The following is a 14,629-nucleotide window of genomic DNA, read 5'->3' as shown; positions in this document are numbered from 1 at the left end:
TTTAAAGCGCCCAAGAATATAGAATTTGAAGCTGGGGAGGATATTGTTTTCAGTGCTGGAAAAGACATTAGGACTACCGCAGTAACGAATATTATTGAAAGTGCAGGAGTTGATAAATCTACCACCGTTGGAGCAATACTCAATACTACTGTAGGCGGAGATAGTATGCTGAATGTGACAGGGAGTTATATGGAGCATATTGAGGGGGATATTAAATCGCACACCGAGAAAGAGAGACAAGAATCGAGTGAAAAAGGGATTGAATCTTCAAGCAATGGAGCGATAAATAAACATTCTGAAAAAGAGATACAAAATAATAGCGGTGAAAAAACTAAATCACATTAAGCAATGATAAAAACAGTAGAAGAAACAACCATTATAATCAATAACAATACTTTGATGCTTACTAACGGCAAAAACAGAGCTCGTTTTCGTTATGATTCAAAAGACGGATCTGTTAGTTTTAGTGATTCAAATGGAAATATGGTACAGAATTACGGCTCAACCATTTCAATAAATTTTGAGGTTTTTAAATTGACCCATCTGGGGCAAACAATAAATAGGAACGATGGAACTATGATTGCCTGTTTGCGTGATAAAGACATTCAGGAACTTGCAGAGAAAACTTTTTTTGACGAAGGACAACTGCGGGTTTATGATTTTATGAATCTTAAATTTACTATCGAATTATGAGCAGAATACGAATTGTAGGCGGAAAAATAATTAAAACTACAGGTGGCGATTATAACATGTATGCCAAAGAAAATATTGTAACCACATCTGCTAAAACGATTACAGAAGTTGGTGTTGAAAAAGGGATTAGTTATGGCGAGCCCAAAAGTCCTCCTAAACAAGAAATCATAGAGAGTACATATAAGTTTGAAAGCACTTATGTACATGACCATCTTTTGAAAGAGGCAAAGGAAATGATGCCAAAGTTCAATATCGATGACACTAGTATTGTTTATAAATTTTATAAGTCAATAACCGATGGTAAAATTGTAAATCCACCTATTGCGGTATCTAAAAATTTTCATCCCGGTAAAATTGCTTCTTATGACCTAGAGGAGAAAAAAATAGTGATTTGGGATATAAATCTACTAGGAATAGAAAAAAACGAGAATAAAAAAATAAAATTAATTCAGGCACTAGTAGAATCCTATAGTGCATATCTTAACGTTTGCTTGAAGGATATAAGCTCTGGAAATAATTTTGAAGCTTACAGTTATGACTTATTTCGGTTTGATGCGATGGGTACGGAAACGGTGGTTATAGGAAAAGTAGAAACACCAACATACAAAGGAAACCTAGAGATTTCTTTTCCTGAAAGTGAAAGTACAACACCACCAAAACAAGAATGGAAACCAGAAAAGGATCCACGAGCCCACGGGCCAAACGCAGGTGGCGGAGGAGGTTCTTATGAGGGTCCTGGCGACCCACCTACTAAAACACCCAATATAGGAATAAAGTTTAGTTACAGCCTCAAGGCTGGCTTTACGGTAGGTGTGTATGCAGGCGTTTCGAAGAGTGTAAGTGCTAGGAATTTTGGCGTCATGGGAAGTCTTAACACATCCTTGACTTGGTACGCAAAAGGTTCTATTGGAACATCAGACATGAGTCCTAATTTGGTTACCCTGAGCGCCACTCCTTCAATCACATTAGGGTATTTAACGGGCAATGCACTCAATATGAATTTGTTTAATCAACATGCAGGATCTGGAGTTTATAATCCTTATGAGTATGCGTTTACACTAGGAGCGACGGGAATTTTGAGTTCGGGTAGCGTATCTAAGGCGTTTAATCCCGAAACAGGACAGCTTGGGAATAATCGTTACAATTCTGACGACAACCCCACTAGAAACCAAATAGTTGGAGGGGCAGCGATAAAAATAGGGGATTTTATGATAGCTTCTTATAACGATATTTACAAACCTCCATTGTTTTTTGGTATGGGCTCTGATCAATATTGGTCGGCGGGCGTAAACATGCAAGCAAAATTACCAGGGGGTATTAATGCTGCTTACGCTGTAGATATGTATTACGGTAAATCGAACAACAAAAACACTTATAATAATGACAAAATAATAAATGGACAAAATTATGATTATCAACAATTGTTTGATGTTTTGCTCAACAGCGGGCAAGAAACCTTCTCAATTACCGATGCCAACGGAAGACTGACAGCCAAAACCAAGTTTGGTTACGGTACTTTTTGGCCAACCAACGCCATGCATGATAGTATTGCTTTTCCAGAAGTGCCCAAAGAACCGATAACACCAAAAGAATCAGACTATACGAATGTAGACAAATACGATGCGGCAAAAAGCCAATATCAAAAAGACCTAAAGACATACGAATCAGACAAGATTAATTATAATGTTAGTAACCAACTAAAATCTAGCCCTACTTTTCATCATTTGTATGTGGTGTACAAAGAAGAAAACAAGAAGGATTTGGACAGACTAAATACATATATTGGTGCTGGACAATCTGATAAAGGGAAATTATTGAAAGAATTTTATGAATTGGATGAAAAAAACAAAAAGAATAATGAAGCAAATAAGTAAAATAGTTGCATTAATGCTTCTATTCGTTTTGGTAATCAGTTGTAGTTTATCTAAAGAGAGAAAGAGTAAGAGCAAGGAAAATCACAGAGCATATGTTAATTATTTGATTTCAAGGAATATAGATTCTATTAAAGCAAATGATCTTGACAATTATGATGAATTTTTTGCTTTTAAAGAAGAACAAAAACGGCAATCCTTATTGCAAAACACATACCTAAAAACAAATAAGGTATATGTTTACCAGGGGAATCGAAATGTAATCACTTTCTGTATTTATTCGAATGAAGGTTATTTGTATATGGCAGAGGCATATAAAACAGGTGGAATGTTTTTGACCGAACCAAAAGACGGAATAAGACAACTAAAACAAAAAACAGAATTGAACTTTCTAGGTTTTTTTGAATTAGAAGATACTATTTTTAAAAGTAGTCGTCATGTAAAAACTCCTTTTTACGAAATGAATCAAAGTGATTTTGGTTATATAAAAAATGACACTATAACACTGACAGCGTATTATAATGTAAAAAAATCAGGTGGGTACAAGAAAAAATGGCTTGCCAAAACTCACAAAACAAATTATAAATTTATTTACCAACCCGATTTGAGGGCTATCAAATCTAAAAACAGTTCTGGATTTGATGCGTTCCTTATTGAGGGGTCATTTAATGTAGAAAGAAACTTAGAAGAAGAGAAAATGTTACAGCTTTTAGAGAATGTAAAGTATTAAGAGTAATGGATATTGATTCGAAACCCGAAACAGCCCCCTTTATACAGAAGCACTCCCTACTGGTTGCTGGTTAACGAGTGATAGAGAAGGTAATAACGAAGTATGGAAAAAAGCTTGCGAGCATATTCTAGAGTTTAAACAAACAGGAATTTTAGCCCCTTTTTCTCAAATTGCAGATTTTTACAAACACGTAGACGATAAATTACCTCAATTTGGGCATCATACAAGATGGACAAAAGGCGCTATTCCTTTAGTAGATGCTTTAACAGCATTTGAATCTTATGCTTCTTATGTAACAGTAAACGAAATTGAAGTAATATTAAGTGAATTGAATTTAGGAATTTGTGATTATGCTATTACTCAATTTTATGAATTGTTTTATGGTAAGTACAAAGATACTTCACTAGAAAACGATGCGGATGCTTATGCCTTTGATTTACAATTTGTAAAACACGAGCAAGGAGTAGTTGCCCCGCCCATTTATGCTAAAACACCTAAAGGAACTATTAGTATATTTCAGGCAATGGCGGACAAAGACCCTCAAGGCGATGCATTCTAAAGATAGTTGGCATGGATTAGGATCATTAGTTATTTCTATATTTGAGAGTGTAGTCCCTGAATTTGATGACCCTTGGAAAGGGGACGTAACCGATGCGGGCTTTAGAACAGATTTACCTTTGTTAATGTTATGGCTAGACCGACATAAACCTACATCGGCATCATTTAAAGATAAAGTTGATGCAAATGGATATTTAAAAGAGGATTATAAAAAAATAATTAGAGATTATGAAAAAAAATGAACCATGTATTAATACAACAGCAAAATTGTGGATTTCTCACTTATTAGTTTATTATTTTACTTATATAACTATATCTAATCTTGTTAAGAACTATTACTTGCCACACTGGGATTTTTTTAACAAGGAGTCTTTAACAATTTTTATGCTTTCACCGATTATAGGAATTACAGGCTTTCTCGATCGTTTCCCTGGTTTTTTTATTTTCCAAATTATTTTGATGTTGGTGTTATACTATCGCTTTTTTGAACGAAAAATATACAAATCCTATTTGGTTTCATTACTAATTTCACATCTATTATTGTATCTTTTTTTATGGAGTATAAATGGACATAAACACAATTTCTCTACTTCTGGAATAGAATCTGCTCATATTGATGTTCTTTTTTTTGTAATCCCAAGTTTAGCAGTGGCTTTGTCAGTTAATTGGTTTTTATTTGGACGGCATGAAAATCAAAAAAAGAATTAATTGCAAAATTAGCATCATTTAAAGACAAAGTAGTTGTATGGGGATTTCATGCATTTTCAAAATAGTCTGCTTGGATTTGGATCTTTATTGACAAATCGTATAACTCCCGAATTTGACGACCCTTGGAAAGGAGATGTAACCGATGCAGGATTTAGAACAGATTTACCTTTGTTAATGTTATGGCTAGACCGACATAAACCTACATCGGCATCATTTAAAGATAAAGTTGATGCAAATGGATATTTAAAAGAGGATTATAAAAAAATAATTAGAGATTATGAAAAAAAATGAACCATGTATTAATACAACTGCAAAATTGTGGATTTCACATATATTAGTTTATTATTTTGTTTTTGTAAGTTTATCTAATCTTGTGATGAAAGGCAGTTTTTTTCATAAAGAATCGTTAAAAATGCTTTTTGCCTCTCCATTAATAGGATTAATGGGTTTTCTAGATCATTTTCCTGGGTTTTTTATTTTTCCAATTATTTTTATGTTAGTGTTTTACTATCGTTATTTTGAACAAAAAATATACAAATCCTATCTGGTTTCATTGCTAATTTCATATTTTCTATTATATATATATTTATTCAGTATAGGAGGTCTTAAATCTGATTTTATGGATGTTAATGTTTTTTTATTCATTATTCCAAGTTTAGCAGTGACTTTGTCGGTTAATTGGTTTTTATTTGGGCGGCATGAAAATCAAAAAAAGAATTAACCCGATAGCGCGTATTCGCAATCCGTGCCCTCACAGTACATCGACAAAGTGAGAAAGGAATAAAAAAAATGGGTTTGATAATTTGGAATGGGCACGGGTTTTTCTTTTTGACATTCTATATAAATTAAAAAAATTATGGTTAAAACAACCTCAGAAATAACAATTATAGACAACGATGAAACCTTAATGCTCCATAATAAAAAAAATAGAGCATTATATACTTGTAATAAAGAGCAAAACAGAATAAGTTTCAGCGATTCAAACGGGAATAAAACATTCAATTACTCCGCTACTGCTAGAGTTAATTTCGAGATGTTTGAATTAACTCAAATAGGAGAAACTATAAATTTTAAGAACGGTAAAATAAAGGCTTATTTATCTACCAAGGACGTACAAGAACTAGCGCAAAAAACATTTTATGAAGATGGACAAACCCGTATTTATGATTTTATGAACCATGAATTTACTGTAGAATTATGAGTAAAATAAGGTGATAATTGCAATATATTCTACAGTCAACCTGATTTGGATTGATTATTTTAAGCTATTTTATGGCTGGTGTAAACTAGTTGTAGGTTAGTTTGCCAAAATACTAAGGCTAAAATCAAACCAAAATATAACTAACTAGAATAAAAACAAATAATTAACAAAACTAAAAACTAACATAAAAACAATTAATCAATGAAAAAGCTAATATTTACTTTCGTAATTTTTATTTTAACTCTAGGGACAACATTGAAAGCCCAAAATTTAGAAACGCCAGAATTTGCATTCAGACCTTATATTCTAGAAATAAACAATAATCTTAAATCTCTTGAAAATGCTGATGGGAAATTAGAATCTAAAATTTTAGGTATGGGTTATGGAGGGTCTGAAATATATTATTCCGCTAAATTGCCGAAATCTACTATTAGAGTTAGCAAATCTTCTTTGCCTAAACTAATTGTAAAAATAATTGGTGGAGTTGATCCTTTGCAATATATTAAATTATCAAAAGCCGAAATAAAAAAAGGAAACAGAAAATTTATGCAAAATAAAACTTATTTTGGAGGTGCAAATAAAGATTTAAATGATACTTTCATTAAACTTGAATTTAAAAAAATACGAAATGAAATCTACGAAATCATTTTACCAAGTAATATTGAAATCGGCGAATATGGATTTATTTCAAGTGGCTTTGTATATTGTTTAGGAATTGAATAATAAATTTCAAAAGTCAAATCTTAAAACTCAAAACCTCTGCTGCGTTATTATATGCCAGAAGATGTAAAAAGTGCGTTAATGGACAAGTATAAAAATCCTATTGTTGTTGGTATTGAAGATCAAGCTAAGGAAGTGGGAGGCCACGGTGGTATGGATTTTATCATGGATTACCGTTTGATTCATTGCCTTCAAAATGGACTTCCGTTAGATATGGATGTCTATGACTTGGCAGAGTGGAGTTGTTTAGGACCTTTAACAGCCATTTCCCTTGATAATAACTCTGCTCCGATAGAAGTCCCAGACTTTACTCGTGGAGGATGGAATAAGTTGAAAACAGTTGAGTTTTCTAAATAGAAAGTTTTTTAAACTATGTTTAATAAAAAAAGCAACTCATTGGAGTTGCTTTTTTTATTGTTGTTTTGTTTTTTACTATTTGAAATTGAACCCAATTACGGCTCCTAGCCCAAATTGATAGGTATAAGCATAAGTAGCTACAGAAACAGGACCCCAATATCCCCAGTAATTGTCATAACCAGTGTGTATAACCATAGATTGAAGACTTGCTTGAAGACTTATAGAAACAACAGAAGGCGTTTTTATTTTAACTCCACCTTTTAACTCCCAAGCAAAGTTGGTATCGTTTCCAGATTGAGGGGTTTCTATAATGCCAAAACCTATTCCACCACCTAAATAAGGAACTACATTAGTCCCGTTTTCAAAATAACGATTTCCACCCAGTAGGACGTAGTTGATAGCACCTTTGTCATCCCCAGCATTTACTTGTTTGCCGTTTGGTTCATAAAGCGGCATGCCAGTGTCAATTCTTAAGTACTTGAATTCGATTGAAGATGATTTTTGTGGAAAAAACTCTAACCCAGCACCATATTCAACCCCATCATTAATCGTAGCATGACCGTAATCAAAATTTACTCGATTCGAAAATGTGTAACTACCGTAAACATCAAGTACGACCGATCCTCTATTTTGAGCCATCGTACCTACTGAAAATAGAAAAGCGATTACTATTAAACTGTAATTTTTCATAATTTCTTTGTTTTGTTTGTTTCTAACAAATATAGTTAAAAAATAAAAAAGATTACAAATTATATGTTAAATAAACTACAAAAAAATAAGTAAATTACTTTAGTATTAAGAGGTTATGTTAATATAGTTTTTTAAAATTTTAGACATAAAAAAAACAATTCGTAGGAATTGTTTTTTTTATGTCTAAATCGGATAACGTGTTAGTCAATTATCATTTCAGGGATTTCTCCTTCTATGATTAAGTCGGCTTCGGTAGAGGCTATGATGTGTTCTACAGTAACTCCTGGAGCGCGTTCCAGCAATTTAAATCCTTTTGGAGTGATTTCTAAAACGGCCAATTCGGTAACTACTTTTTTTACGCAACCTACACCAGTTAAGGGTAAGGTACATTTCTTTAATATTTTGGATTCTCCCGCTTTGTTGACATGCATCATCGCTACGATAATATTCTCGGCAGAAGCTACAAGATCCATGGCTCCACCCATCCCTTTGACCATTTTCCCTGGAATTTTCCAGTTGGCAATATCGCCGTTTTCTGAAACTTCCATAGCGCCAAGGATTGTTAAATCTACGTGTTGTCCGCGGATCATCCCAAAACTGGTGGCTGAGTCAAAAAACGAAGCTCCAGGCAATGTTGTTATGGTTTGTTTTCCTGCGTTGATGATGTCAGCATCTTCGTCGCCTTCAAAAGGGAATGGTCCCATGCCCAGAACGCCATTTTCGCTTTGAAATTCAACATCAATTCCTTTCGGGATATAGTTGGCCACCAAAGTGGGTATTCCGATCCCTAGATTCACGAAATAACGGTCTTTCAATTCTTGTGCAATTCGTTTTGCAATTCCTATTTTATCTAATGCCATGTGTTTTTGTGTAAAGTGTAAATAATCTAAAAAAACCACCCCGCCCTGCGGGCACCTGATTTAGTTTTCAGTCTCAGTTTTCAGTCTCAGTTTTCAGTCTCAGTTTTCAGTCTCAGTTTTCAGTCTCAGTTTTCAGTCCAATAAGTGGGTTTGTTTAACACTTATTTTTTTACAAATAGTATCAAGAATGCAAATTTCAATATTTATAGACAACTCTGAAAACTGCGACTGAGACTGAAAACTGTGATCTAACTTCTCGTTCTAGTCGTGCGTTGTTCAATTCTTTTCTCGTATTGTTCTCCTTGAAATATGCGTTGTACTAAAATCCCCGAAATATGAATTTGGTTGGGATCTAAAGTTCCTGCTTCGACCAATTCTTCTACTTCGGCCACAGTTATTTTGGCGGCACCGCACATACACGGGTTGAAGTTTCTGGCTGTTCCCTTGAAGATGAGGTTTCCGGCGGTATCGCCTTTCCAAGCTTTTACAATGGCAAAATCGGCTTTGAAGGCGTGTTCCATAATGTGCATTTTGCCATTAAATTCACGAACTTCTTTGCCTTCGGCCACTTCGGTTCCGTAACCTGCGGGAGTAAAGAAGGCTGGAATACCTGCTTGTGCCGCACGGCATCTTTCGGCCAATGTTCCTTGTGGGATGAGGTCAACCTCTAGTTCTCCAGAAAGCATTTGGCGTTCGAATTCGGCATTTTCTCCTACGTACGAAGAAATCATTTTTTTGATTTGTTTTTTTTGCAATAACAAACCGAGTCCAAAATCATCAACCCCGGCATTATTGGAAATGCAGGTTAGGTTTGTGGTTTCCTTTTGAACCAATTCGGCGATGGAGTTTTCGGGTATGCCACACAATCCGAAACCACCAAGCATAAGGGTCATTCCGTTTTCTATTCCTTGCAGTGCTTCTTGAACGGTATTTACTTTTTTGTTAATCATACTAATTTATTTAGAACTATATCGATTTCTTTAATTTTTGTAAAATTAGGTCATTTTTTGTTTTCTATGAAGTATTATTATTTAAAGCATTAAAAAGGGCACTTCAATTGAAAATAATTACTCCATAAATCAAATTTAGTAAAATAAACGTATTGATTTGTTTTCAATTTTTATTAAGCCCAGAATTCCCATTAGACTTTATGTAGAAGACAAACTATAATCCTATCTGTCCCAAAACTTTTGGGATTATTGGATTAACTAATAAAATTGGTATAACTCATTCAAACCCCGAAAGGGGTGAAATGATTATAGAAAATATATAGCGTCGGCGAGCAAACCCCGATGGGGGTGAAATTATTTTTATTTATTGAAAAACAGCCATCTTAATAATCAATACATTCAGATGTGAAATACCAGCCCTTCGGGGTTTTGGGATGATGAAATTACTTATTTCTATAATAATTTCACCCCTTTCGGGGTTTTCAGAAAGCATTGAAGATTGGATTTGACCTGTAACAATCAAAAATAGCAATGATTTCTAATGTGGAATCTGGGTTAAATAAAGGGATAAACAAGAAGAACCATTTTAGAGGTTCTAAAATGGTTCTTTGAATAGTGTTATTAGATGTTCATGTATTTTAAAAACAAAAGATGATGGCTCGCAGTTTTTGCGTGAGGGATAGCAGCTAGCTACCGAAGTAGCGCGGATAGCCCGACCCCAATAAAAAAAAGGCGAACTAGCACGTAAGCTGAGTTGGCCTTTTTTTTATTGGGGTCACGCCCTAATGATGCTAAAAAAGCGTATTAGTGGCCTGAATTCCTGTTTTTTACAATGTAAATTCCTCGGTGTCTTGTTCGGGAGTTGCGGTGGTGTCTTTTACAACGGCAGCTCGAGGGGTGTAGCAATCTACTTTGATGGATAGATTAGCGGGTCTTTCGAAAGCTTCTTTTGAGAGGTGCAGGGCTTTGTCCTCATAACATTTTTTCATGAAATACCCCCAAATAGGTAGCGATGTAGCAGCTCCTTGTCCGTAGGTAAGCGTTTTGAAATGTGCCGAACGGTCTTCACAGCCTACCCATACTCCTGTTACTAGGTTGGGTACCATTCCCATGAACCAACCATCGGATTGATTTTGTGAGGTTCCTGTTTTTCCGGCAATTGGATTGGTAAACATATACGGGTATCCTGTCCAGCGTTTGTCTCCGTTTCCTCCGTTTTGAGTTCTCAGTCTTGCTCCAGAACCGGTTTCGGTTACCCCTTCGAGTAATTTGATTACGGCAAATGCGATGTCTTTGTTCAGGACATCATGAGATTCTGGGATGGGTTCGTAGATTACTTCGCCGCTTTTATTTTCTATTTTTGTTAAAAACTGTGGTTTCGTATAAACACCTTGATTGGCAAATGTGCTAAAGGCAGCCACCATATCTTCTACGGTAATTTCTACAGCTCCCAATGCAATGGAAGGTTGGTTGATGATTTCGGATTTTACACCTAATTTATGTGTCAGCTCAATTACAGCTTCGGGGCTCACTTTGTCAATCAATTTTGCCGAAACGGTATTGATAGAGTTTGCCAATGCTTGTTTTAAGGTAACCATTCCGCGGTATTTGTTGTCAGAGTTTCTAGGTTCCCAATCTTTGGTAACATGATGGCGTCCGACGCGAATGATAAAAGGGCCGTCTAAAATAGAATCGCAAGGAGACATGTTCAATTGTTCGATTGCCGTGGCATAAACAAAGGGTTTGAAGGTAGATCCTACTTGTCTAGCACCTTGTCCTACGTGATCGTATTGAAAATATTTGTAATTGATACCGCCAACCCACACTTTTATATTCCCTGTTTGTGGCTCCATTGACATCACTCCAGATTGCAGAAAGTGTTTGTAATAACGGATAGAATCCAGTGGCGTCATGATGGTATCTCTTTCTCCTTTCCAAGTAAAAACCGTCATTTTGGTTTTTTCTTTAAAGGTTTTTATGATTTCGTCATCACTTTTGTCTTGCTCTTTTAAAGCGCTCCATCGGTGTGACGTTTTCATGGCTTGATTGAGAATACGTTGGGTTTCTGCTTCGGATATGTTTACAAAAGGCGCGTTTTTATTGTCTTTAGCTTGATCGAAAAACTCTTCCTGCATATTAGTCATGTGGGCAGCAACAGCTTCTTCGGCATAGGCTTGCATTCTAGAGTCTATAGTGGTGTAGATTTTAAGACCGTCTTTGTAAATATCGTAATCGGAACCATCGGGTTTTTTGTTTTCTTCTACCCATTTTTTCATGTAATCGCGCAAATATTCTCTAAAATAAGTCGCTGTTCCTTCTCTATGACTTTCTAGTTTGAAATGAAGCGTAATAGGCAAGCTTTGTAATTGATGTTTTTGGTCTTCGGTGATGATGTTTGCTTTTTCCATTTGCGAAAGCACCACATTTCTACGGTTTTTTACGCCTACGGGATTTTTTACAGGATTATAAAGTCCTGAATTTTTAAACATTCCCACTAATATTGCAGATTCATCGATGGTTAAATCTTTGGGCTCTTTAGAAAAATAGGTTTTTGCCGCGGAGCTAACCCCAACAGAGTAGTTTCCAAAATCATAGACATTGCAATACATGGCGATGATTTCGTTTTTGGTGTATTGTCTTTCTAGTCGAATGGCGATAATCCATTCCTTCATTTTTTGTACGATTCGGAAAGGTAAAAACTTAGAACCCTCTCCGTGAAATAATTGCTTGGCCAATTGTTGCGATAAGGTACTGGCTCCTCCGCTTGTTCCCAAGCTGGCAATGGCTCTTAAGGTTCCTCTTCCGTCAATTCCGGAGTGTTCATAAAAACGAGCGTCTTCGGTGGCTACCAAGGCTTGAACGAGATTTTTTGGCAAATCGGAATATTTTAAGGCAGAACGATTTTGCTTGAAATATTTACCCAAAACAACCCCGTCTGATGAGATGATCTCTGTAGCTAAATTGGAATCTGGATTTTCTAAATCTTCAAAAGAAGGCATAGAACCAAAGAGTCCCCATGAAGCAAATAGGAAAAATAATGCTATCGATCCCATTCCGTAAAAGAAAATCTTCCAAAATTTCTTGGAATAATATTTTATATCTTTTTCGATGCCTTTTGTCTGTGTGTTGTTTTTTCTAGTAGCCATAATCGTAATCTATTCTTTTTTTTCTATTCTAAAACCTACCTCTGTGATTCCGTCTAAAAGTGGCACCCCAGGAACTTTTCCAGTTTCTCTGACCACCTGTTTGATGTGTACTTTGTATTTCCCTCTAAATCTCACATTTTCTTTGTAGTAGAGCTTACTTTCTTTGAGATCTGTAAACCCATCTCCCAGTAATGTTCCGTCAGGATTGGCCATTTGGTACTCTAAAGTATCAACTTTGGTGTAGCCATTTGGACTTTCCAGAGACACAATCAGGAAAATATTATTGTATTTGTAATTGTTATTGTCTCTCAAATTCACAAATAAATCGTAGCGTTTTGTTGAATCCAAAACGGGTAAATTAAAAGTGACGATACTGTCTTTATCCCAGGCACTACCTACAGATTTGTACTCGTCAAAAACTCTTTTTTTATCACACGAAAAAAGGAGTACTGTTACTAAAAGTAGTAAAACACTATTCTTTATTCTCATTCTTTTTAATAATTATAGGTTTTCTAGGTTGCTCTGGTTTACTCTCGCTTGTAGCTGTACGGTTAGGGTTTGGCTTATTACGATTGTTGTTTTTATTCCTATTGTTATTGCGATTCTCCTTGTTCGGATTCTCTTTGTTTGGATTCTCTTTATTCGGGTTTTCTTTGTTTGTGTTCTCTTTGTTCAGATTTTCTTTACTCGGATTATTTTCTTTGCTGATAACGTTTGCCTTTTGAATGCTAGGAGGGTTGTTTTTTTGAATAATTGGTTTGTTCGCACTGTTGGGAACAATCACATTTTCTCCAGCAATTCTAGGTTTTTTCGTTGGTTTTTTCTTCCTTTTTGGTTGGTCAAAACGAGTTAAACTTTCTTGACCCATCGCATTGTTGAAATTTTGCTCTGGTTCTACAATTAGTTCGATAGCATAATCTTCTAACGAAGAAACTTTGTTTTTCAACTTGTTTTCGGCGATGATTTCTTTGACTTGATCAATCTTTAAGATATGCCAGTTCGCAAAATTATTGGTATAGGCAAACCACATTAATCCCTTAAAAATATCTTGTTTTTGACAAATAGCATCTCCTTTTTCGGTCACTAATTTGGTGTCAAACTCAGGAAACTCTTTTAAGGCATCCATGTAGGTGTCCAATTCGTAATTCAAACAGCATTTCAATTTACCGCATTGACCCGCCAATTTTTGTGGGTTTAAAGATAATTGTTGGTAACGTGCTGCCGAGGTGTTTACACTTCTAAAATCGGTTAGCCAAGTAGAACAACACAATTCTCTACCACAAGATCCAATACCGCCTAAACGAGCCGCTTCTTGGCGGAAACCTACTTGTTTCATCTCGACTCTAGTGCTGAATTCCTTAGCAAAGTCTTTGATTAAAAGTCTAAAATCGACTCTGTCATTTGCCGTGTAGTAGAATGTTGCTTTTGATCCATCGCCTTGAAATTCGATATCCGAAATTTTCATTTCTAGTTTATGGGAAATAGCAAGTTCACGAGCTCTTACTTTCATAGGCTCTTCTTTGTCTCTAGCTGTAGACCAAATATCAATGTCTTTTTGTGTGGCTTTTCGATATACTTTTGGGACATCATTGCTGAGATGATTAACCCCTTTTTTCTTCATTTGAATTTTTACCAATTCTCCTGTAAGTGTAACGATTCCTATATCATGTCCCGGTGAGGCAACAGTCGCCACAATATCACCCATGCTCAAGGTTAATTTTTCGGTATTGCGGTAAAATTCTTTTCTTCCGTTTTTAAAACGGACTTCAACACAGTCAAAAGGAGCTTCGCCATTAGGCAAACTCATGTTAGAAAGCCAGTCAAAAACAGTTAATTTATTGCAGCTATCGGTGCCGCAAGTCCCATTATTTTTACAACCCTTTGGTGCGCCACCATCTGAAGTTGAACAACTTGTACATGCCATAATTTTATATGTAGTATTGCGATTAACGCAATTTAAGTTCTTAATACGATTAATGGGTAAAGATACTATTTTTTTGGTTTATGTTACAAGGGCTAAAAATCGCAAAAAATCATAAAATTATACTAAAGAAAAGCTATTAGTATAGTACGGAAATAATTGCGTTTTGATATAAAAACTCTTGTTGCGTAAATGACTTAAAAAGAAGGTTTTGTTTTTAAGTT

Annotated in this window: 16 protein-coding genes and 2 pseudogenes; 12 read left to right on the top strand and 6 right to left on the bottom strand. The window is 35.3% G+C overall.

Features of this window, described 5'->3' with window-relative positions; all coding sequences use genetic code 11:
• The 12 genes and pseudogenes from FNW52_RS20785 to FNW52_RS14320 all read left to right on the top strand — a co-directional run.
• A pseudogene (locus FNW52_RS20785) lies at positions 1 to 345 on the top strand (type IV secretion protein Rhs); the annotation flags it as partial.
• A gap of 3 nt (positions 346 to 348) precedes the next feature.
• On the top strand, positions 349 to 693 hold the full coding sequence (locus tag FNW52_RS14370) for a hypothetical protein (RefSeq protein ID WP_143378140.1): 345 nt from the start codon (positions 349 to 351) through the stop codon (positions 691 to 693).
• On the top strand, positions 690 to 2,567 hold the full coding sequence (locus FNW52_RS14365) for a polymorphic toxin type 23 domain-containing protein (protein WP_143378139.1): 1,878 nt from the start codon (positions 690 to 692) through the stop codon (positions 2,565 to 2,567). The genes FNW52_RS14370 and FNW52_RS14365 overlap by 4 nt, the downstream gene beginning before the upstream one ends.
• Complete coding sequence (locus FNW52_RS14360) at positions 2,551 to 3,294, top strand: hypothetical protein (RefSeq protein ID WP_143378138.1); 744 nt, start codon at positions 2,551 to 2,553, stop codon at positions 3,292 to 3,294. Before FNW52_RS14365 ends, FNW52_RS14360 begins: the two co-directional genes overlap by 17 nt.
• 328 nt (positions 3,295 to 3,622) lie before the next feature.
• Entirely contained in the window at positions 3,623 to 3,853 is a 231-nt protein-coding gene (locus FNW52_RS14355; RefSeq protein ID WP_143378137.1) for a hypothetical protein, read from the top strand.
• The gene (locus FNW52_RS14350; RefSeq protein WP_143378136.1) at positions 3,843 to 4,094 is read left to right on the top strand and encodes a hypothetical protein; all 252 of its coding nucleotides are present in this window, start codon (positions 3,843 to 3,845) and stop codon (positions 4,092 to 4,094) included. The genes FNW52_RS14355 and FNW52_RS14350 overlap by 11 nt, the downstream gene beginning before the upstream one ends.
• The gene (locus FNW52_RS14345) at positions 4,081 to 4,560 is read left to right on the top strand and encodes a hypothetical protein (RefSeq protein ID WP_143378135.1); all 480 of its coding nucleotides are present in this window, start codon (positions 4,081 to 4,083) and stop codon (positions 4,558 to 4,560) included. The genes FNW52_RS14350 and FNW52_RS14345 overlap by 14 nt, the downstream gene beginning before the upstream one ends.
• A 48-nt stretch (positions 4,561 to 4,608) precedes the next feature.
• Positions 4,609 to 4,851: a hypothetical protein gene (locus tag FNW52_RS14340; protein WP_143378134.1), complete on the top strand. Its 243-nt coding sequence runs from the start codon at positions 4,609 to 4,611 to the stop codon at positions 4,849 to 4,851.
• A complete protein-coding gene (locus FNW52_RS14335) occupies positions 4,838 to 5,281 on the top strand; it encodes a hypothetical protein (RefSeq protein WP_143378133.1) in 444 nt (147 codons plus the stop codon). The genes FNW52_RS14340 and FNW52_RS14335 overlap by 14 nt, the downstream gene beginning before the upstream one ends.
• Before the next feature lie 135 nt (positions 5,282 to 5,416).
• A complete protein-coding gene (locus FNW52_RS14330; protein ID WP_143378132.1) occupies positions 5,417 to 5,761 on the top strand; it encodes a hypothetical protein in 345 nt (114 codons plus the stop codon).
• Between the two features lie 201 nt (positions 5,762 to 5,962).
• Positions 5,963 to 6,484: a hypothetical protein gene (locus FNW52_RS14325; protein ID WP_143378131.1), complete on the top strand. Its 522-nt coding sequence runs from the start codon at positions 5,963 to 5,965 to the stop codon at positions 6,482 to 6,484.
• 48 nt (positions 6,485 to 6,532) lie between these two features.
• Positions 6,533 to 6,838: pseudogene (locus FNW52_RS14320) on the top strand (glycosyl hydrolase); the annotation flags it as partial.
• 75 nt (positions 6,839 to 6,913) lie between these two features.
• Here the strand turns inward: FNW52_RS14320 and FNW52_RS14315 are convergent.
• From FNW52_RS14315 to FNW52_RS14290, 6 genes are all read right to left on the bottom strand, one after another.
• Positions 6,914 to 7,528, bottom strand: coding sequence for a hypothetical protein (locus FNW52_RS14315; protein WP_143378130.1), 615 nt, complete (start codon positions 7,526 to 7,528; stop codon positions 6,914 to 6,916).
• A 200-nt stretch (positions 7,529 to 7,728) separates the two neighbouring features.
• Positions 7,729 to 8,388, bottom strand: coding sequence for a CoA transferase subunit B (locus tag FNW52_RS14310; RefSeq protein WP_143378129.1), 660 nt, complete (start codon positions 8,386 to 8,388; stop codon positions 7,729 to 7,731).
• A 248-nt stretch (positions 8,389 to 8,636) separates the two neighbouring features.
• Positions 8,637 to 9,338, bottom strand: a complete 702-nt coding sequence (locus tag FNW52_RS14305) for a CoA transferase subunit A (RefSeq protein WP_143378128.1) — start codon at positions 9,336 to 9,338, stop codon at positions 8,637 to 8,639.
• Positions 9,339 to 10,165: 827 nt separating this feature from the next.
• Entirely contained in the window at positions 10,166 to 12,484 is a 2,319-nt protein-coding gene (locus FNW52_RS14300; RefSeq protein ID WP_143378127.1) for a penicillin-binding protein 1A, read from the bottom strand.
• A 9-nt stretch (positions 12,485 to 12,493) separates the two neighbouring features.
• A complete protein-coding gene (locus tag FNW52_RS14295; RefSeq protein WP_143378126.1) occupies positions 12,494 to 12,973 on the bottom strand; it encodes a gliding motility lipoprotein GldH in 480 nt (159 codons plus the stop codon).
• The gene (locus FNW52_RS14290) at positions 12,957 to 14,408 is read right to left on the bottom strand and encodes a regulatory iron-sulfur-containing complex subunit RicT (protein ID WP_143378125.1); all 1,452 of its coding nucleotides are present in this window, start codon (positions 14,406 to 14,408) and stop codon (positions 12,957 to 12,959) included. The genes FNW52_RS14295 and FNW52_RS14290 overlap by 17 nt, the downstream gene beginning before the upstream one ends.
• Positions 14,409 to 14,629 lie beyond the last annotated feature (221 nt).

Origin of the sequence: Flavobacterium sp. ZT3R18 (genome assembly GCF_007097385.1) — a bacterium.
GTDB lineage: Bacteria > Bacteroidota > Bacteroidia > Flavobacteriales > Flavobacteriaceae > Flavobacterium.
Note: the sequence above shows the minus strand (reverse complement) of the source record. Positions and strands in the feature narration are given on the sequence as shown.

What these genes read in the sequence shown, in the direction of transcription:
- FNW52_RS14315 (WP_143378130.1), bottom strand. Translation starts at nt 7,528, where the DNA reads ATGAAAAATTACAGTTTAATAGTAATCGCTTTTCTATTTTCAGTAGGT.
- FNW52_RS14330 (WP_143378132.1), top strand. Translation starts at nt 5,417, where the DNA reads ATGGTTAAAACAACCTCAGAAATAACAATTATAGACAACGATGAAACC.
- FNW52_RS14345 (WP_143378135.1), top strand. Translation starts at nt 4,081, where the DNA reads ATGAAAAAAAATGAACCATGTATTAATACAACAGCAAAATTGTGGATT.
- FNW52_RS14340 (WP_143378134.1), top strand. Translation starts at nt 4,609, where the DNA reads ATGCATTTTCAAAATAGTCTGCTTGGATTTGGATCTTTATTGACAAAT.
- FNW52_RS14305 (WP_143378128.1), bottom strand. Translation starts at nt 9,338, where the DNA reads ATGATTAACAAAAAAGTAAATACCGTTCAAGAAGCACTGCAAGGAATA.
- FNW52_RS14360 (WP_143378138.1), top strand. Translation starts at nt 2,551, where the DNA reads ATGAAGCAAATAAGTAAAATAGTTGCATTAATGCTTCTATTCGTTTTG.
- FNW52_RS14350 (WP_143378136.1), top strand. Translation starts at nt 3,843, where the DNA reads ATGCATTCTAAAGATAGTTGGCATGGATTAGGATCATTAGTTATTTCT.
- FNW52_RS14365 (WP_143378139.1), top strand. Translation starts at nt 690, where the DNA reads ATGAGCAGAATACGAATTGTAGGCGGAAAAATAATTAAAACTACAGGT.
- FNW52_RS14335 (WP_143378133.1), top strand. Translation starts at nt 4,838, where the DNA reads ATGAAAAAAAATGAACCATGTATTAATACAACTGCAAAATTGTGGATT.
- FNW52_RS14325 (WP_143378131.1), top strand. Translation starts at nt 5,963, where the DNA reads ATGAAAAAGCTAATATTTACTTTCGTAATTTTTATTTTAACTCTAGGG.
- FNW52_RS14295 (WP_143378126.1), bottom strand. Translation starts at nt 12,973, where the DNA reads ATGAGAATAAAGAATAGTGTTTTACTACTTTTAGTAACAGTACTCCTT.
- FNW52_RS14290 (WP_143378125.1), bottom strand. Translation starts at nt 14,408, where the DNA reads ATGGCATGTACAAGTTGTTCAACTTCAGATGGTGGCGCACCAAAGGGT.
- FNW52_RS14370 (WP_143378140.1), top strand. Translation starts at nt 349, where the DNA reads ATGATAAAAACAGTAGAAGAAACAACCATTATAATCAATAACAATACT.
- FNW52_RS14300 (WP_143378127.1), bottom strand. Translation starts at nt 12,484, where the DNA reads ATGGCTACTAGAAAAAACAACACACAGACAAAAGGCATCGAAAAAGAT.
- FNW52_RS14310 (WP_143378129.1), bottom strand. Translation starts at nt 8,388, where the DNA reads ATGGCATTAGATAAAATAGGAATTGCAAAACGAATTGCACAAGAATTG.